Source organism: Tetragenococcus halophilus (genome assembly GCF_001712815.1).
GTDB classification, from domain to species: domain Bacteria; phylum Bacillota; class Bacilli; order Lactobacillales; family Enterococcaceae; genus Tetragenococcus; species Tetragenococcus halophilus.
In genome coordinates, this window is record NZ_CP012047.1 from 1,818,220 (window position 1) to 1,835,349 (window position 17,130).

General features: G+C 35.5%; 19 protein-coding genes, 1 pseudogene and 1 other annotated feature. Of the genes and pseudogenes, 7 read left to right on the forward strand and 13 right to left on the reverse strand.

The window, feature by feature from the left end; translation table 11 throughout:
- Positions 1-5: 5 nt before the first annotated feature.
- Positions 6-1,337 carry a PTS transporter subunit EIIC gene (locus AC806_RS08690; RefSeq protein ID WP_061840421.1) on the forward strand — a complete coding sequence of 444 codons (1,332 nt, stop codon included), beginning with the start codon at positions 6-8 and terminating at the stop codon, positions 1,335-1,337.
- Positions 1,338-1,464: 127 nt separating this feature from the next.
- Here AC806_RS08690 and AC806_RS12320 read toward each other — a convergent pair.
- From AC806_RS12320 to rplK, 5 genes and pseudogenes are all read right to left on the reverse strand, one after another.
- Positions 1,465-2,095 (reverse strand): annotated as a pseudogene (locus tag AC806_RS12320) (NAD(P)-dependent oxidoreductase).
- 249 nt (positions 2,096-2,344) lie between these two features.
- The gene (gene rplL / locus AC806_RS08700) at positions 2,345-2,713 is read right to left on the reverse strand and encodes a 50S ribosomal protein L7/L12 (RefSeq protein WP_061840416.1); all 369 of its coding nucleotides are present in this window, start codon (positions 2,711-2,713) and stop codon (positions 2,345-2,347) included.
- A gap of 42 nt (positions 2,714-2,755) precedes the next feature.
- Entirely contained in the window at positions 2,756-3,259 is a 504-nt protein-coding gene (gene rplJ / locus AC806_RS08705; RefSeq protein ID WP_061840417.1) for a 50S ribosomal protein L10, read from the reverse strand.
- 34 nt (positions 3,260-3,293) lie between these two features.
- Positions 3,294-3,420, reverse strand: a sequence feature (ribosomal protein L10 leader region).
- 51 nt (positions 3,421-3,471) lie between these two features.
- Positions 3,472-4,161, reverse strand: a complete 690-nt coding sequence (rplA, locus tag AC806_RS08710; RefSeq protein ID WP_061840418.1) for a 50S ribosomal protein L1 — start codon at positions 4,159-4,161, stop codon at positions 3,472-3,474.
- A gap of 102 nt (positions 4,162-4,263) precedes the next feature.
- Positions 4,264-4,686, reverse strand: coding sequence for a 50S ribosomal protein L11 (rplK, locus tag AC806_RS08715; RefSeq protein WP_014124091.1), 423 nt, complete (start codon positions 4,684-4,686; stop codon positions 4,264-4,266).
- A gap of 225 nt (positions 4,687-4,911) precedes the next feature.
- Here rplK and AC806_RS08720 point away from each other — a divergent pair, with 225 nt between their 5' ends.
- Positions 4,912-5,814 carry an alpha/beta hydrolase gene (locus tag AC806_RS08720; RefSeq protein WP_069029150.1) on the forward strand — a complete coding sequence of 301 codons (903 nt, stop codon included), beginning with the start codon at positions 4,912-4,914 and terminating at the stop codon, positions 5,812-5,814.
- 39 nt (positions 5,815-5,853) lie between these two features.
- Here AC806_RS08720 and nusG read toward each other — a convergent pair whose 3' ends face one another.
- The 3 genes from nusG to rpmG form a co-directional block, all read right to left on the reverse strand.
- Positions 5,854-6,399 (reverse strand): transcription termination/antitermination protein NusG, encoded by a 546-nt coding sequence (nusG, locus tag AC806_RS08725; RefSeq protein ID WP_014124089.1) that lies wholly within the window; start codon positions 6,397-6,399, stop codon positions 5,854-5,856.
- A 124-nt stretch (positions 6,400-6,523) separates the two neighbouring features.
- Positions 6,524-6,694 carry a preprotein translocase subunit SecE gene (gene secE / locus AC806_RS08730; protein WP_014124088.1) on the reverse strand — a complete coding sequence of 57 codons (171 nt, stop codon included), beginning with the start codon at positions 6,692-6,694 and terminating at the stop codon, positions 6,524-6,526.
- Between the two features lie 32 nt (positions 6,695-6,726).
- The gene (rpmG, locus tag AC806_RS08735; protein WP_061841416.1) at positions 6,727-6,879 is read right to left on the reverse strand and encodes a 50S ribosomal protein L33; all 153 of its coding nucleotides are present in this window, start codon (positions 6,877-6,879) and stop codon (positions 6,727-6,729) included.
- A 148-nt stretch (positions 6,880-7,027) separates the two neighbouring features.
- On the opposite strand from rpmG, the gene cbpA reads away from it, so the two are divergent.
- Complete coding sequence (gene cbpA, locus AC806_RS08740; RefSeq protein ID WP_061841415.1) at positions 7,028-7,669, forward strand: cyclic di-AMP binding protein CbpA; 642 nt, start codon at positions 7,028-7,030, stop codon at positions 7,667-7,669.
- A gap of 65 nt (positions 7,670-7,734) precedes the next feature.
- On the opposite strand, the gene AC806_RS08745 is transcribed toward cbpA, so the two are convergent.
- The gene (locus AC806_RS08745) at positions 7,735-8,685 is read right to left on the reverse strand and encodes a diacylglycerol/lipid kinase family protein (RefSeq protein ID WP_061841414.1); all 951 of its coding nucleotides are present in this window, start codon (positions 8,683-8,685) and stop codon (positions 7,735-7,737) included.
- A 437-nt stretch (positions 8,686-9,122) separates the two neighbouring features.
- Here AC806_RS08745 and AC806_RS08750 point away from each other — a divergent pair, with 437 nt between their 5' ends.
- Entirely contained in the window at positions 9,123-9,386 is a 264-nt protein-coding gene (locus AC806_RS08750; RefSeq protein ID WP_061841413.1) for a hypothetical protein, read from the forward strand.
- 112 nt (positions 9,387-9,498) lie between these two features.
- On the forward strand, positions 9,499-9,987 hold the full coding sequence (locus AC806_RS08755) for a QueT transporter family protein (RefSeq protein ID WP_061841412.1): 489 nt from the start codon (positions 9,499-9,501) through the stop codon (positions 9,985-9,987).
- 44 nt (positions 9,988-10,031) lie between these two features.
- Here the strand turns inward: AC806_RS08755 and recD2 are convergent, their stop codons facing one another.
- From recD2 to AC806_RS08770, 3 genes are read right to left on the reverse strand one after another with little or no spacing between them, the layout of a single operon-like run.
- Positions 10,032-12,572 carry an SF1B family DNA helicase RecD2 gene (recD2, locus tag AC806_RS08760; protein WP_069029151.1) on the reverse strand — a complete coding sequence of 847 codons (2,541 nt, stop codon included), beginning with the start codon at positions 12,570-12,572 and terminating at the stop codon, positions 10,032-10,034.
- A gap of 14 nt (positions 12,573-12,586) precedes the next feature.
- Complete coding sequence (locus AC806_RS08765; protein ID WP_061841410.1) at positions 12,587-13,210, reverse strand: histidine phosphatase family protein; 624 nt, start codon at positions 13,208-13,210, stop codon at positions 12,587-12,589.
- Between the two features lie 19 nt (positions 13,211-13,229).
- A complete protein-coding gene (locus tag AC806_RS08770; protein WP_061841409.1) occupies positions 13,230-13,733 on the reverse strand; it encodes a tRNA (cytidine(34)-2'-O)-methyltransferase in 504 nt (167 codons plus the stop codon).
- Between the two features lie 234 nt (positions 13,734-13,967).
- Between AC806_RS08770 and AC806_RS08775 the strand changes: the two genes are divergently transcribed.
- On the forward strand, positions 13,968-15,296 hold the full coding sequence (locus tag AC806_RS08775) for an ISL3 family transposase (protein ID WP_012345024.1): 1,329 nt from the start codon (positions 13,968-13,970) through the stop codon (positions 15,294-15,296).
- 256 nt (positions 15,297-15,552) lie between these two features.
- On the opposite strand, the gene AC806_RS08780 is transcribed toward AC806_RS08775, so the two are convergent.
- Positions 15,553-16,392: a putative RNA methyltransferase gene (locus AC806_RS08780; RefSeq protein WP_014124079.1), complete on the reverse strand. Its 840-nt coding sequence runs from the start codon at positions 16,390-16,392 to the stop codon at positions 15,553-15,555.
- An 80-nt stretch (positions 16,393-16,472) separates the two neighbouring features.
- On the opposite strand from AC806_RS08780, the gene AC806_RS08785 reads away from it, so the two are divergent.
- Positions 16,473-17,111 (forward strand): copper homeostasis protein CutC, encoded by a 639-nt coding sequence (locus AC806_RS08785; RefSeq protein WP_061840322.1) that lies wholly within the window; start codon positions 16,473-16,475, stop codon positions 17,109-17,111.
- Positions 17,112-17,130: the final 19 nt, after the last annotated feature.

The window sequence follows — 17,130 nt, forward strand, 5'->3', positions numbered from 1 at the left end:
AATTAATGAATGTAGTGTTCACATTTTTAGAAAACAAACTGATGCCACCGCTTAATAAATTAGCTAACTTACGTGTCATACAAGCCATCATGCAAGCAGGTGTAGTAACTGTTCCTTTTACCATTGTTGGTTCGATCTTTTTAATTATCAACAATTTACCACAAATCATACCACCCCTAGCCCCCTTTTTTGAACAAACGGTGCTGAAATTGTCTCCACTTTACAGCGTGGTTACAACCATGTCGATTGACTCGATTGCGATATTTTATACTTTGGCTACGGCTTTTTATTTAACAGAAAGTTATCGACAAGATACTGCAAAACAAATGAGTAGTTTTGTCGGTGCAATTTTAGGACTATTCGCATTTTTATTAACAATTGTTCAAGTGGATATTCAAAACGGACAAGCTCAATTGCTGCAAAATAATGCTGAAGAGTCAATTATCTATAACGGCGTAGCGCTTGATAGTTGGGTTACACGTTTTAGCGGTGTGGGTATTTTTATCGGAATTTTAACAGCCATTTTAGCGGTACAGATATATCGCTTGTGTATAATAAAAAACATTACCATTCGTATGCCTGAAGGCGTACCTGATGGTGTTAGTAAAGCATTCGCTTCTTTAATACCAGCAATTTTCATCGCATTTACTATGGTGATCATTAATGGTATTTTAGCTTTTTTCCATACCGATTTACATGCGGTTTTAACGCAGCCTTTTGAGTTCGTAAAAGGATTGACAGGTTCTTGGCTAGGCATTGTTATCATTATGTTACTAATTCACTTACTATGGGTGGTAGGAGTTCATGGTACGGCTATTATCAAAAACAGTTTTATTAATCCTATTCTGCTGGTCGCTCTAACCGAAAATATTAATGGCGCTAATAATATTTTTGCTGGCGATTTTGTCAATATGTATATTTTTCTAGGTGGCGCTGGCAGCACATTAGGTCTGGTTTTGCTGATGGTCTTTAATGCCAAATCAGATCAGTTAAAAATATTAGGAAAAGCAGCGATTTTACCAGGGCTGTTTAATATCAATGAACCCGTTATTTTCGGTGCGCCCATTGTTTATAACCCTTATTTGATGATCCCGTTTATAGTAACGCCTATCGTTAATGTAACGATTTCATATTTTTCTGCTTCAGTTGGCTTAGTCAACAAAATCATTTCCGGTATCCCTTGGATTTCTCCTGTTGGAGCGGGCGCATTTTTAGGGACCGGCGGCGATTTTCGTGGTGTGCTAATTGCCTTTATTAACTTGGCCGTTTCTATTCTTATTTATTATCCATTTTTTAAAATGTATGATAATAAATTGTATACTCAACAACAAAAATAACAGAGATTCTTTTATTACTATTACTACAAACTAAAATTAAAAAATATGATAGAAAACGAGGCTAAAATAACTCGAATTCTATCATATTTTTTTTATGATCAATGGTTAAATCGTACATCACTTAAAATTAATTTTGATAAATAGAAATTTGCACTTGGTTATATTTTCCTGACTCCATCGCATCGACAAAACCGCTAGCGTAGTCACTGTAGCTAATCTTACTTTCGCCTTCATCGTTTTCCACATACTCGTTACTAGCGATCGTGTAATCGTCTGTCTTTGCTCCATCAGGTTCAAAACTTGCCGCCGGACTAACATAAATCCATTGCACATCACTACGATCTTTTAACCGTTTTAAAGCCTTACCCATTCCAACTGCGACTGGCTGTGCTTCTTTGGGAAAACCAGGGGTATCTTTCAATTGCTTTTTATGTTCAGCATCTACATACAAACTACCAGCCCCCCCCCACAACAAATAATTGGGTATTCGTAGCACTCAGGCAATCTGCTAAGTGCATCAACGAGCTTTCATGTAAACCCATATCTGCAGGATCCCAAACGCCGAAAGCATCAACCACTATATCAAAATTTTTTAAATCTTGAGCTGTTAAATCATAAAGATCTTTTTGTAAAACTTGTGAAGCTTCTGTTTGATTTTTGTGACGTACAATCGCGGTCACATCATAATCACGTTTGACAGCTTCATTTGTAATTAATTTTCCTGCTTTACCATTTGCTGCTACAACTGCGATTTTCATCAACCATCCCTCCAATGTTCATTATCTTCTTTCATAATTTATCCTACACCTTACATATATCAAAAGAAAAGAATTACGTTTTTTATTTTTGCTGGTTTTTATTATTGAAGAAATTATATTGAGTGATTGATTTAAAGCCAACAATATTTCATTTCAAACAATTGAAAAAATATAGATTTACACTAATTGCTTAAAATAAAAAAGCTAAGAAATCAAAAGATTTCTTAGCTTTTTTATCATGTTCACTGACTACTTCAATTCTACTGAAGCACCTGCGTCTTCTAAAGCAGCTTTCAAACTGTCAGCTTCTTCTTTAGCTACATTTTCTTTAACTGGTGAAGGAGCACCATCAGCGACAGCTTTTGCTTCTTTCAAGCCCAAGCCAGTTGCTTCGCGGATAGCTTTGATAACTTTCACTTTTTGGTCACCAACATCAGTAAGTTCTACTGTGAATTCAGTTTGTTCTTCAGCTTCTTCGCTTTCTCCTGCAGAAGCAGCTGCAACTGGTGCTGCAGCAGATACACCGAATTCTTCTTCAATAGCTTTAACTAAATCGTTTAATTCTAAAATTGTCGCACCTTTTATTTCTTCGACAATGTTTTCAATATTTAATGCCATTTTTATTTTCCTCCATTATGATAAGTATTTTTTAGCTTGCCATTAAGCGGCATCTTCTTCGTTCTTTTCAATAATTGCATTCAGTCCGTAAGCCACATTACGTACAGGAGCTTGCAATACAGATAACAACATTGATAGTAGTCCGTCGCGATCTGGTAGTTTTGCCAGCGCTTGAACTTCATCTAATGTAGCCACTCTATTTTCAATAACGCCGCCTTTAATTTCTAATGATTTTGCTTCTTGTGAAAATTCATCAATAATTTTCGCTGGAGCAATGACGTCTTCATTACTAAAAGCAACAGCTGTCGGACCTACAAAAACATCTTCTAAACCGTCTAAACCAGCTTCTTTTGCTGCACGACTAAGAATAGAGTTTTTAATGACATGCATTTCAACATTTTCATCACGCAACTGTTTACGTAAACGTGTATCTTCGTCTACTGTTAAACCACGATAGTCAACAAAAACAACAGATTCTGCTGCACTTAATTGTTGGGCAACGTTGGTCACAATTTCTGCTTTTTTTGCAATAGCTGCTTCACTCATTTTTTCTTTCACCTCCTGATTTTGATGGAAGAGTTTTTTCAATAAAAAAACTCTATGCCACCGCAGACATAGAGGGTCTATTGATATACACCAATAAAAGTCCTCGGTAGGGTTTACGACGAGATGTCACCTACTGTCTTCGGTAAACTTAACTATTAACGTCAAACACCTTAACATAGAAAAGGTGTTTGCGTCAATATTTTATTTTATTATTATAATGATGCTGGATCTACATGAATACCAGGACCAAATGTGGTTGTTACAGTAACATTTTGCATGTAAATACCCTTAGCTGCTGATGGCTTAGCTTTTTCTAGTACATCGTGGATAGCTTTAAAGTTTTCCACTAACTTGCCATCATCAAAAGATACTTTACCAATTGGTGCGTGAATATTCCCATTACGGTCCACACGGTAAGTAACCCGACCTGCTTTAACTTCTTCAACAGCCTTTGTTACATCCATTGTAACAGTGCCTGTTTTAGGGTTAGGCATCAAACCTTTAGGACCTAAAACACGTCCTAATTTTCCAACTTGTGCCATCATATCTGGTGTTGCTACTACAACGTCAAAGTCAAACCAGCCGCCTTGAATTTTATCAGCTAAGTCACTTTCACCCACATAATCAGCACCAGCATCTTCAGCTTCTTTTGCTTTATCACCTTTAGCAAATACTAAAACTTTTTGATCCTTACCAGTACCGTTTGGCAAAACAATTGCTCCACGGATTTGTTGATCAGCTTTTTTAGGGTCAACGTTTAAATGATACGCAACTTCCAAAGTTGCATCAAATTTTGCAATACTTGTATCTTTTGCTAATGCAACAGCGTCTTCAACAGCATACGCTTTTGTTGTATCAACTTTTTCTAGCGCTTCTTGCATTTTTCTACTTTTTTTAGCCATTATATGCGATTCCTCCTTGATGTGGTTATAACGGTAGAACCTCCCACGTGTTCTACGTTTTTCAACATAGACTCAACCGAGAAGCTACGTTCAGAGATCTAACTATTCTACAGTGATCCCCATGCTTCGAGCAGTTCCTTCAACCATGCGTACAGCAGAATCAACGTCAGCTGCGTTTAGGTCTTCCATTTTCGTTTCAGCGATTTCTCTTACTTGGTCACTAGTAACTTTAGCCACCTTGTTTTTGTTTGGTTCGCCTGAACCTTTATCAACATTTGCTGCGTCTTTTAATAATACAGCTGCTGGTGGCGTTTTAGTTACAAAGGTAAATGAACGATCTTCATATACAGTAATTACAACTGGAATAATCATACCAGCTTGATCTGCTGTACGAGCGTTAAATTCCTTAGTAAAACCCATAATATTAATTCCTGCTTGACCTAATGCCGGTCCTACTGGTGGAGCTGGTGTTGCTTTACCTGCAGGAATTTGCAATTTGACGATATTTTCAACTTTTTTTGCCACGAGACATACCTCCTTAAGTCCGTGATGTGGTTAATTAGAGATAAAAATTTCTCCTCCCACGCTTATCATATGCGACAAATACACATCGCACACTCAAGATAGTATATCAAAAATATGCTTTATTGCAAGACCTTTCTTTATTTTTTTCAAACTTTCGATTGAATTACTTTGCATTTTTTCAGCATAAGCTTATAATGAACCAAAAGAATTTTAAGGAGTACAAGAATGAAGAAATTTTTGTTTTCCATCAGTTTAATATTGGCCTTGTTTGTAGGTGGATGTCAAAGTTCAAGTGGCGCTCAAGCGCAGCATACATCCCAATCAGATGAAACAAATCATACCACTGAAGCAAGCAACGAAACCAAGGCATCACAGCGCTTGCAACCAGCTTTAAAAAAATCAGCAACACCCACGCTATTTATTCACGGCTATCAAGGAACGACCAACTCGTTTAAGTCGATGATCAATGACATGCAAGAAGAAAATATCGCTCAGCGTGAAATGCTTATAACGGTGCATGCAGATGGTTCTATCGACACTCAAGGTGAACTAAGCGGGGAAAAAACAAACCCTTTAATACAAGTTATTTTTGAAGACAATGTTAATGATGAATGGAATCAAACTGAATGGGTTAAAAGCACATTAAGCTTTTTAAAAGAAGACTACCAAATAGATAAAGTCAACTTAGTAGGTCATTCAATGGGTGGTGTTAGTGCCTACAGATATATGGGAAGCTATGGACAAGAAGATACATTGCCAGAAGTCGAAAACTTTATTGCGATCGGCGCTCCCTTTAACGATTTTGTTGATACTAGCAATTACCAATCAATCGAAGATCTATTAAAAGATGGTCCAGAAGAACTATCTGGAAGATACCAAGATTTTACAGAATTAACACCCCAAATACCAGATGATGTATCGGTGCTATTAATTGCAGGTCAATTAAGTAAAGAAAACTATAGCGATGGTACAGTCCCTTTAACTAGTGCTTTATCAACTTACCCCTTATTAAAAAATAATGGTTTCAAGGTAGATTATTCTATCATTCAAGGCGATAGATCAAGCCATAGTATGCTTCATGAAAATAAGAAAGTTAACGAGTTAATTGAACAGCGTTTATGGAAATAAAACAACAGCATCGTCATGATACTGTAGTTTTTTCTATCTTTAGTCAATTTTATCTACTTGATCAAAGTCAAGTTCAGTGCTGGTTTCGCGCCCAAACATATCAATGTTTACTTTTAATTTTTGCTTTTCTTCATCAATTTCAGCAACTTGTCCTTCTAAGCCAGAAAAGGCACCTTCAATAATTTTTACAGTTTCACCGTTTTGAACTTTCAGCTCTACTGTTCTTGTACTCATACCAAGTGAATGTAAAATAGAATTGATTTCTTCTGGTAATAAAGGAGACGGCTTGCTTCCTGCACCATGAGAACCAACAAATCCAGTCACTCCAGGAGTATTACGAACAATATACCAGGACTCATCAGTCATGACCATTTCAACAAGCACATAGCCCGGAAATGTTTTATGAACAACTTCTTTTTCTTTACCGTTTTTGACTTCTGTATCCTTTTCTTCTGGTACAACTACACGAAATATGTAGTCATCCATTTGCATACTTTGTGCCCGTGATTCTAAGTTCATCTTTACTCTATTTTCATAACCAGAATACGTGTGAAGCACATACCATCTTTTTTCAAAAGATTCCATTTTTTCGGCTCCTTTTATTCTTATAAAATAAAAAAACCCCAAGTTCTCCTCGAAGTTTTCCTCGTGTGTATTATAGCATTCTTCCAAAAGTTTCGCTAGTATCTTCATTTAAAAAATACAACTACTATTGTAGTATCCAAGTAAATAGACTTTGAATGCCTGTGTCCATAATGTAGAACATCACAGTAAAAATTAGAGATGTCTCAATCACTACAACTGTATCTTTGCGCAACTGTTTTCCATTTGGCCATGTTACTTTTTTCATTTCGTCTTTTACACTACGTAAAAATTTCATCTGTATCCTCCTTAAAATGGGTAATTTATTAATTATTTCGTTTCTTTATGCAATGTATGTTTATTACAATACTTACAAAATTTATTCGTTTCTAAACGTTGTCCATCTGTTCCTTCACTGGTAGATTTTGTGTAATTACGTGAGCCGCATATTGAACAAGCAAGTGCTGTCTTCTTTTTGCTCATTTTTCACACTACCTCCTAGGTTTACAACTGCTTTTTGGCATAGACACATTACCACGAATTATCACTAGTGTCAAAAAAAGATACAAAAATATTCATTAATTTATGGTATCATAGTATCCTATAAAGAAAAAAGTAGGGAGGCGATTATATGCTATTAAAAACGATGGTATATAAAAAACAAGATCTAACCACAGTAACAGAAAGCAATACTTTAGAAGAAGCGTTACAAATCCTAGAAGATTCAGGCTTTCGTTGTGTTCCCATATTAGATGAAAGTAATAAAATTTTCCGAGGAAATATTTATAAGATGCATATTTATCGTCACAAAGCAAACGGTGGCGATATGACCTTACCTGTAACACATTTGTTAAAAAATGCAACAAAATTTATTCATACAAGTTCTTCCTTCTTTCAAGTTTTCTTTACCATTAAGGAACTTCCTTATATCGCTGTTCTTGATGAAGATAACTATTTTTATGGTATTTTGACCCACAGTTCTTTATTAAATATGCTTTCGCAATCATGGAACGTTGAAAAAGGAAGCTATGTTTTAACTATTGCTTCTACTGGTAAACAAGGTGATCTAGCAAATATGACAAAAATCATCTCAAAGTATAGTAATATCGCAAGTTGCATAACGCTTGATATCGATAAAGACGAGTTTATTCGTCGAACAATGATCACTTTAGCTTCTAATACCAATCAGCAAACATTAGACGAAGTAATCAGTCATTTAGAAAGTAAAGACTTTAAAGTTGTCGAAATTGAAAACTTAGCAAACCATGCTTAAAAAAATGTCAGCAAAATTTCCCGAATCGGGTCATTGAGCTGACATTTTTGATAAAATATTAAAAGCTAGAACCAAAATAGTTGTTGTTGAGAGGACAAAATAAAATCATAAGAAGCTTTACTCGAATCCTCTCCATCTTTTTGCAAAAATTGCTTGCTAAAAGTTTTTAAGTGGATTCTGTTAGCCTTAAAGCGATGGAAGTATTTTGAATTTACATGCCTTTGAAGTCCTAATAGTATAATTAAATAAAAAATTTTTAACATTGGAAGTCTCTCAACGACTACTAGTTCAACTCCTGATTCATATACATTAGCCATTGGTGCTATTTTGACCCCTCCGCCAAAATAAGGATGATTCGTCGCAGTACATAAAAAAGCATGTTCAAAGTAATAGGTTTGATGATTACATTCAATTGAAATTGGGAATCCTTTTTGTCTGAAAAGTACACCTAAGGCTGTTTTTACGTAAGACAAAGCGTTCAATTTATATATATTCAGCTGTTGCTTTGCAGCTGAATGGTTTGTAGCATGTACTATAGCCGCATCCAAACCGACACCGATATTATTCACGCAAAGACTATGAATATCGCTATTTTTTTCATAGCAGCTGAGTACAGAAAGTTTGCGTGGCTTACTTGTTTGTAGTATATCTTCCAAAATTTTTGCAGGCGATTGTAAAAAGCCTAAACTTCTAGCAAAATCATTCCCCGAACCTGCTGGAATATAAGCGATAGGAATTTGACTTGTTAGGTAATTGATGACTTGATGAAGTGTACCATCTCCACCAATAACGATCAGTAGAGGAAAAGACACGCTATCTTCTTTAGCATTCCAGCTAAATAAAACAGAAGCCGTTAATTCGCTAGCGATCTCGGCTTCATGTGAGGGATATTTTGTTTGTATGACGGTAAATTGCAGTTGTTTTTCTTCCATTAACGAAATAATCTGTTTTCCTACTCTTTGACCCTTGCCGCCCCCAGCTGCTGGATTGATTAAAAGATAATAATGAAATTTCATGAACCTGCTCCAAAGTGTTTTCTGTCTATTATAACACGCTCATAGCCAAAAAAAGGCAAAAAAATAGAATCCGATGAGAATGATTTTTGAGAAAGTCTTTCAACGTTCTTAAAGTAATTGTTCTAACATAATCTTGAAGGTTCGTATGTCCACTTCAATCATATGCTCATACACTCATCGGATTCCTATTCAATTAGTAAGGAGTAACTCAAATTCCCACATCCTTTTTCGTTCATTTAAGATTCACAACAATTCTTTTCTCGCAGCTCCTTTTTCGGCTGCCTTACTGGGAATTCTTATGTCTCCTTACACTTATTTTATACCATATTTCCAAAATAAATGCAAGCGTTTTCTATACAAAAAGTAAGATTTTGTTAAAAAATAGTTACTATTTTTTTTAAATTTTGTTATACTTTCTTTTTAAGAGGAGAATTGATATGAAGTATTACCATTTAATTGGTTTTTCTGCGCTATTGACAGCTATCCAGTTCACCTTACAAAATTTTTTGGGGCTGGAGTTACCTTCAATCATTAAAAAAGCTTTTGTAGGAATGCAAGCCACTTTATTAATCGGCTATAGTTTATTATTTCTAGTATATGTAATAAAAAGAAAGAAAAAGGTTCATAAGAAAAAAAGACCCAATGTCGTGACAATAAAAAAACAACCAAAAGAAGCACGTTCTTATTCAAAAGCCAGTTGAAAATTGTGGTTTTTGTTTTTTACGTCCTAGCCAGAACTTTTTTAATGATCTAAAAATTTTGCAGTTCATCAACCATCCTGCGTAATCAAAACTTGGAGAAAGAAGGATTTACATGACAAACAACAGAATAAAAGTCATTACCGCCAATGCAATTATTACTGCACTCTACGTAGCATTAAGTTTCATTTCTCCCTTATCTTCTGGAGCAATCCAGTTTAGGTTATCAGAAAGCTTGAACCATCTGGTCGTTTTTAACAGGAAATTATTATGGGGTGTATTTGCCGGTGTGGTAGTTTTTAACTTATTATTTGGTGAAGGCCCACTAGATGTTATCTTCGGAGGTGCCCAAACACTATTGGCGCTGCTATTAACTGCTGTATTAGAAAAGAAAGTGCCAAATATCAAGGCTCGTTTAGTTTTGAATACTTTATTCTTTACTTTTAGCATGTTCTTAATTGCCTTAATGTTAACATTAACTGCAGAACTTCCTTTTTGGTTTACTTATCTAACAACAGCTTTAAGTGAGTTGATCATTATGAGTATCTCAGCTCCAGTCATGTATTTTATTGATAAAAATTTACATTTTTCTAAACAAGTATAATAAAAAATACAGAGGTATAAGCTTAAGCTTGTGCCTCTGCATTTTTATTTTCCACTTGTTTGAAAATCATATGGCTTGAGATTGCCCATACCAATCATAGGATCAACCGCTTTTTCATTAATCATTTTTTCTGTTAACTCTCCAGACAACACTTCGGAAGTCTCTTTAGTTGACTGTTCAAATAAATCGGAAGTAACTACTTTTGTTGTTGAATCTTTTTCTTTAATTTTGTTCTTTCTTTTACTTGCGCCAATTTCAAAGGGTGCTTCTTCTTGCTCATTTTCATAGCTTAAAATTTTTAACCTCATTGCTTGTGAAATCGAATCGATGCCACTGATTCTTTCTTTTAAAGTAGTCAAACGTAGCGTTGATACTTGTTCAACACAACGACTATAAGCAGAGGTTTCCCCCAGTAAAATCAACATCTCTTTGCTTCTAGTGACAGCTGTATAAAGTAAATTCCGTTGTAACATACGATAATACTGATTGACCATAGGCAAAATAACCATTTTAAATTCACTGCCTTGTGCTTTATGAATAGAACAACAATAAGAAAGCGTAATCTTGTTCCACTCGTTGCGCTTATAAACTACCTCATTTGCATCAAAAGCAATAACTAGTTCATCCACTTTATCCTCCGAATCTTTTGCGTAGATGATACCTGTAATTTCGCCCATATCGCCGTTAAATACATTATCTTCTGGTGAATTAACCAACTGCAGCACTTTATCACCAATACGATAGACTGTATCGTTAAATGTAACTTCCTTTTTTGTCCCCTCTTTATTGGAGTTAAAAATTTCTTGCATCTTTTTATTTAATGCATTAATGCCAGCAGGTCCTTTATACATAGGAGCTAAAACTTGGATATCCTGTGGAGTAAATCCTTTCTCCTTCGCTTTTAAAACCACCTTAGAAATCAGTGGTTCTATTTGTTGTACCTGGCAAGAAAAATAAGACCGATCTTTTTGATTTTGTATAAAATCATTAGGAAGTTGACCATTTTTTATTTCGTGAGCTAAAGGGATAATACTAGAACCATCTCCCTGCCGATAGATCTCAGTCAGTTCTTTTTGTGGGATCTCGGCGACATTTAATAAATCATGTAAAATCTGCCCAGGGCCTACAGAAGGTAGTTGGTCCTTGTCTCCAACAAAAATCACCTGCATGTTATCAGGAATAGATTTAAACAAGGTATTTGCTAGCCAAGTATCTACCATAGACATTTCATCAACAATTAAAAGTCCACCTTCAAGTTCTTTAGGCTCCGCATTTTTTGCATTATTTTCTCGCCCATTTAAACCTAATAAACGATGGATCGTACTGCTAGGTAGTCCGGTAGTTTCATTCATCCGTTTAGCGGCACGTCCTGTCGGTGCTGCTAGTAAAATAGGAAAGGTCTCTTCTGAATACTGGCTAGGATCCAAATCAATTTCATTTAATTCAGCAAATAACTGTACGATACCACTGATAACGGTGGTTTTTCCTGTTCCTGGTCCGCCTGTCAAGATAAATAAAGGGGATTTAATAGCTTCTTTTATTGCTACTTCTTGCGAATCTCCATAAACGATACCTAAACGTTTTTCTAATTTTCGCAAGTTTTTATTCACTTTATTTTCTGAATAATTGATTTCCTGTTTCCGCTGCATGAGTCGTTGAATAGATGAAGCAATGCCCCATTCTGCAAAATACAAACTAATTTCATAAAGGGTCGTTTCTTCCTGTTGGATCTTGCCTTCTTCTACTAACTCGATTACACCATTGGCAACTTTTTCTGGATCAATTTCAACGGGACGACTACTTTCTAATATATGTAAGACTTGCTCTAGTAGTTTTTTAGCTTCAATATAAGTATTTCCTGTTTCCATTGATTGTTGTAAGATTTGATGTAAGATAGCTGCACGAATCCTTTTATCTGATGTCGCATCAATACCCAACTGCTCAGCGATATTGTCAGCCTTTTTAAAACCAATCCCTTCAATATCTTCAACCAATTGATAAGGGTTTTCTTCAATAACCTCTAATGTTTCATTTTTGTATGTTTGATAAATAGTAAATGCTAATTGGCTACCAAAACCATAGCGATTTAACCCGACAATAACTTTATCCATACCATAATTTAGACGGATCGTATCTAATAACATTTCCCGCTTTTTTTTAGTCAAACCTGTAATTTGTTCTAGTAAGGAAGGTTCTTCTAAAATCTTATCAATAGCATTCTCTCCAAAAAGGTCGACAATCTTTTCAGCAGTCTTTTTCCCAATACCAGGAAATTTATCGCTAGAAAGATAATTGATCAAACCTGTTTCAGAAGTCGGCTGATCCTTTTGGTAAGAATTGGCTTTAAATTGTTCACCATACTTTGGATGAACCACGCGTTCCCCAAAAAAGCGATAAAATTCTTCTTCTTGAACATTACCAAAACTTCCCGTAACTACGATCTCTTTTTCACCATAGTCCATGTCTGTTTCAGTAATCTTAACCAGAAGCACTTTATAAAAATTATTAGGATTTCTAAAAAAAATCGCCGCAATTTTACCAATGATATAATTATCTTCTGACAATGAACAAGCCGCTCCTTTCATGTAGATTGAGCACTTTATGGAAGAAAGCTAACATCATTCCATAAAGTTAATTTATAAGGAATTTTTTTATCTTTTGTTTTTAAAATAGACAAACTATTATTTTTGAGTCCGCCCATATTACGCAAATCGGCGGTGTCTTTTCCTGCCAAAAATTGTACTGCTGCAGTCATTGAGGCACCATGACCTACAAAAAGTATAGGATCATTATACTGACTTGCAGCTTCTGTAATCGTCTTTGTCATACGTTTTAGCATAACAGCTACAGTTTCTCCATTAAACACCGTAGGGTCATAAAGGTCCAAATGGTGGCGCATATTGTTTAGTGTCTCTCCATAATGCGCATGCATTTCAGCAATACTTTTGCCTTCTAATTTACCATAGCCCATCTCTCTTAAGTTTGAGTCATAATAGATAGGTACTGAATTTTGCCACTGCTGTACAATCCCCTCAGCTGTTTGTCTTGCACGCTGCGAAGGGCTCGAGTAAACAGCGACAAAGGGAATATCTTTTAAGTGGTTGCCAAGTGCACGAATCTGCGTAAAACTTGTAGGAAGTAAAGGTGAGTCTCCGTTCATCCCTTGAAAACGACCTTGTTCGTTCCACTCTGTTTTACCATGTCTAGTAAAATATAGCCTCACTTTATTTCCCCTTCCCTCTTTAGTCTAATTTATCATGATCGTAGTGGTGAGTTAACTCCAAATTAGGAAAGCCTTGTTGTCGCAAAGCTTCATAAGCCACAGCAACGACGGTATTAGATAAGTTTAACGATCGTACATGGGTATCATCCATCGGAAGACGTAAACATTTGTCTTCATTTTCACGCATAAATTCCTCAGGCAAACCCGTAGTTTCTTTGCCAAAAAGAAAATAATGATCGAGACCATCATTAAAATTCTCGTCACTATAAATTTTATGTGAGAACTTTGAAATCAAGTGCAAAGGATTATCTCCTACCATAGCTAAAAAATTATCAAGATTTTTGTGATAAGTAATATCTACACTATCCCAATAGTCCAATCCTGCTCGTTTCAAATGTTTGTCATCTGTCGAAAATCCTAAGGGTTCAATTAAATGTAGCGGAGAATTCGTCGCCGCACAAGTTCTTGCAATATTTCCTGTATTATTTGGGATCAATGGTTCAAATAACGCGATATGATTCACTAAAAGTTCCTCTTTTCTTGTTTTACATTAAATATTTAATACTATTATAATAACGCACTTTTTCGTGTTTGACAGCTGAAATAACTCATTTTAAACAAAGGCAAAAAAAAACGGGTCTATAATATTTAGTGTTGTTACTAAAAAAATTAGTAATAACACTAATTTTTTATATAACAAAAAAGCATTTGTTTCCTTTATAATTAAGTTGGACACCAAAATAAAAGGAGAAAACAAATGCTTCAATACAAAGATATCAAAATTAAAGATCAAAATCTAGATGTAGGCCTTAAAAACTTACTCAATATTAAGGACCCTCACATCTTTTTTTCCGCTCAAGCAGTTCAAAAAGAACCCATTCATCATCGAATGACGAATGTCTTTTACGGTGTCCTTACCTACACCCCGAAAGCTTGCGAATGTTGTGGCCTCATAAATGAAGAGAATCTTCTTATTAAACATTCGCCAAAGGCTTCGGATATTCAATTAATTCCTTATCAGGAAGTGCCCAGCGTTTTACGCTTATTTAAGCAACGATTTTATTGTAAATCCTGTCATCATACTTTTAGTGCCAGGACCTATTATATCGCCAAAGACTGTTATATTTCGCAAGCCTTGAAGTTTGCCATTGCGATAGACTTGAAGAAAAAACTATCGATGAAAGATATTGCTTTACGCTATGGGGTCTCATTTAAAACCGTGGAACGCGTATTGGATACCTTCTATCAAGGACTTAAATTCAATCCCAACCATTTACCGAAACATTTGTTAATCGATGAATTCAAAGGCACGAAGGACTGTGAAGGAGCCATGTGTTTTATCTTCAGTGACGCTCAGACAGGAAAAATTATCGATATCTTGGACGATCGCCGCAATTTCAAACTGATTGCTTACTTTCAACGATTTACTCAACAAGCGCGGAAAAGAGTCCAACATGTGGTTATGGATATGAATTCGGCTTATGGAAAAATGATCCCTCAAGTATTTCCGAAGGCCAAGATTCTTGTGGATCATTTCCACATTATCCAACAGATTTCTCGAGCTTTTAACCAGCAGCGGATTCGGTCGATGAACCAGCTGGACAAAAAGAGCGCCCAACAAATGAAGGATTATCGCAAATTAAAAAAATACTGGAAACAGCTCCAAAAAAAGCATAAAAACTTGGGGTACGACCATTTGAAACAGTTCCCTCTTTTTCGCCAAAAATATGTGACGGAATCGGAAGTTGTAGATTACTTATTAACCATTGATCCCGTGCTTAAGGCTTCTTATGATGTTTATCAAGATCTGCTTGACGCTTTTGAAAACGGCAAAGCGCAACCATTTTTCGCTATCATTGATCAACTGTCGCCTTTATTAGAAGAACCCTTTAAAAAATCCTTACGTCACCTCCAAAAGTACCGTAAAGAAATTACCTTATCTTTTACTCAACCGTATTCCAACGGCAAACTTGAAGGGAAAAACAACTTGATTAAAGTAATTCAACGGATTGCCTTTGGCTTTCGTTCTTTTAATCATCTACGTAAGCGAGTGCTTATTCAACAAGGGCTTCTTGAGATCTTATAAAATAACAAAAAAAGAAGAACCGAAGTCCTTCTTTTTATAAAGGTTTTGCTTAAACAACACTATTTGACAAAGAGCCAAAAAAACGTAGCAACTCGGTGTCAAGCACTGCGAGTCGTTACGTTAGTGAAGCTCTTTTCACTAACTTTTATCAGAACAGGATGCTGATAAAAACCAATGAAAAGCAACTTGTTCCTAATATAACAAACTAGTTTTGCAAATGCAATAAATTCAAGTAAAAAAATTCAAATATTTTTCACTAATTTTTCCCAATTAACACGTCCAAATCGACTGTGATATTTTTTAATGGGTTTTGCCTTAACTTTTCTTTTTGTTTGTCCGAAACGCCCCATTCTAAAGGAGACATCTCTAATAGGGAATCCTGGTTTTCTTCAGATAAAGCAAAGCGGTAAGTAAATCTTTTATAGGCATCTAAAGAAAAAGATTGCTTAAATTTTTCAATTACTTGTTCATTTGAATAAGATTGTTTCCTATCGTCATCGGGATAAAAGGCTTTTCTTAACTCTTGTAGATAGCCACTTTGCGGCACCACTTTAATGATTTGTCCTCCTTTTTGCAGTACACGAGCAAACTCACTATAATTTGATGGTGTAAAGATGTTTAAAATGGTGGAAAAAGATTGGTTATTAAAGGGCATATTCGTCAAATCAGCTACGCACCAAAAGATATCATGAGTATCCTCAGTTGCTAAATAAACAGCTTCTTTAGCGATGTCAAAGCCAATACTTGGTTGAATAGCAGTAGTTTGAGCAATTTCTTGTAAAAAACTGCCTTCTCCGCAACCGACATCTAAAAGCTGTTCATTTTCACAATAGCTAGCCAAAAACTCCAACAACGGTTGATACATCCCACTTTTGATCATCACTCGTCGATGTTCAAACATTTTCTTTTGGTATTCTGTTTTTATCTGATGATTTAAAAAATATAAGGTACCCTTTTTGGAAAGATCAAACTGATGACCATTGCTACAACGCAGGCTTTTTTCCTTTTCTTGCAGTTTTTGCTGACAAAGGGGGCAGCGAAATAAATTTTTATATTTATGAATAAATTCTTGACTTTTTTCTATTTTTTTCTTCATGATCTTCTCCTTATCCCCATACTTTAGCATAATTTCATGATAGAATACTAGATAGATAATAAAATAAAAGGGAGAATTATATGTTAATAAAGGAATTTTGCGCAGAAAATTATACAAATATTCCAGCAGCTATCGCAAATGGCGCTAAACGAATCGAACTTTGTGATAATCTTAGTGTTGGCGGTACTACGCCAAGTACAGGGGTTATTGAAGAAAGTTTTGCTTACGCTAGTGAAAAAGATGTCTCTCTTGTCACGATGATTCGTCCACGTGCTGGTGATTTTATCTATAATGACATTGAACTACGAATCATGGAAACTGACTTGATCGAAGCTAAAAAATTAGGTGTAGACGGTATTGTTTTAGGATGTCTAACCCCAAATAATTGGCTGGATGAAGAAGCCTTAGATCGGTTAATAGAAGCTGCTACAGGCTTACAAATCACCTTCCATATGGCATTTGATCAGATAGCAAAAGATCGTCAATATGAAGCCATTGATTGGCTAAGCGAGCGTGGCGTCACTCGTATCCTAACACATGGAGGGCCAAGCGATACGGCAATCACTGAAAATATCAATCATCTGATAGATTTAAATAATTATGCCAACAATCGTATAACAATCTTACCCGGCGGAGGGATCACATCAGAAAATATCGAAGAAATTGTTCGCCAAATAGGTGTAAATGAAGCACACGGAACAAAAATTGTTTCTTTTTAGAAACATAATAAAACAGCAA

What these genes read in the sequence shown, in the direction of transcription:
- rplJ (WP_061840417.1), bottom strand. Translation starts at nt 3,259, where the DNA reads ATGAGTGAAGCAGCTATTGCAAAAAAAGCAGAAATTGTGACCAACGTT.
- AC806_RS08690 (WP_061840421.1), top strand. Translation starts at nt 6, where the DNA reads ATGAATGTAGTGTTCACATTTTTAGAAAACAAACTGATGCCACCGCTT.
- AC806_RS08780 (WP_014124079.1), bottom strand. Translation starts at nt 16,392, where the DNA reads ATGAAGAAAAAAATAGAAAAAAGTCAAGAATTTATTCATAAATATAAA.
- AC806_RS08775 (WP_012345024.1), top strand. Translation starts at nt 13,968, where the DNA reads ATGCTTCAATACAAAGATATCAAAATTAAAGATCAAAATCTAGATGTA.
- rplL (WP_061840416.1), bottom strand. Translation starts at nt 2,713, where the DNA reads ATGGCATTAAATATTGAAAACATTGTCGAAGAAATAAAAGGTGCGACA.
- secE (WP_014124088.1), bottom strand. Translation starts at nt 6,694, where the DNA reads ATGAAATTTTTACGTAGTGTAAAAGACGAAATGAAAAAAGTAACATGG.
- AC806_RS08785 (WP_061840322.1), top strand. Translation starts at nt 16,473, where the DNA reads ATGTTAATAAAGGAATTTTGCGCAGAAAATTATACAAATATTCCAGCA.
- cbpA (WP_061841415.1), top strand. Translation starts at nt 7,028, where the DNA reads ATGCTATTAAAAACGATGGTATATAAAAAACAAGATCTAACCACAGTA.
- AC806_RS08745 (WP_061841414.1), bottom strand. Translation starts at nt 8,685, where the DNA reads ATGAAATTTCATTATTATCTTTTAATCAATCCAGCAGCTGGGGGCGGC.
- AC806_RS08750 (WP_061841413.1), top strand. Translation starts at nt 9,123, where the DNA reads ATGAAGTATTACCATTTAATTGGTTTTTCTGCGCTATTGACAGCTATC.
- AC806_RS08720 (WP_069029150.1), top strand. Translation starts at nt 4,912, where the DNA reads ATGAAGAAATTTTTGTTTTCCATCAGTTTAATATTGGCCTTGTTTGTA.
- rplA (WP_061840418.1), bottom strand. Translation starts at nt 4,161, where the DNA reads ATGGCTAAAAAAAGTAGAAAAATGCAAGAAGCGCTAGAAAAAGTTGAT.
- recD2 (WP_069029151.1), bottom strand. Translation starts at nt 12,572, where the DNA reads ATGAAAGGAGCGGCTTGTTCATTGTCAGAAGATAATTATATCATTGGT.
- rpmG (WP_061841416.1), bottom strand. Translation starts at nt 6,879, where the DNA reads ATGAGCAAAAAGAAGACAGCACTTGCTTGTTCAATATGCGGCTCACGT.
- nusG (WP_014124089.1), bottom strand. Translation starts at nt 6,399, where the DNA reads ATGGAATCTTTTGAAAAAAGATGGTATGTGCTTCACACGTATTCTGGT.
- AC806_RS08755 (WP_061841412.1), top strand. Translation starts at nt 9,499, where the DNA reads ATGACAAACAACAGAATAAAAGTCATTACCGCCAATGCAATTATTACT.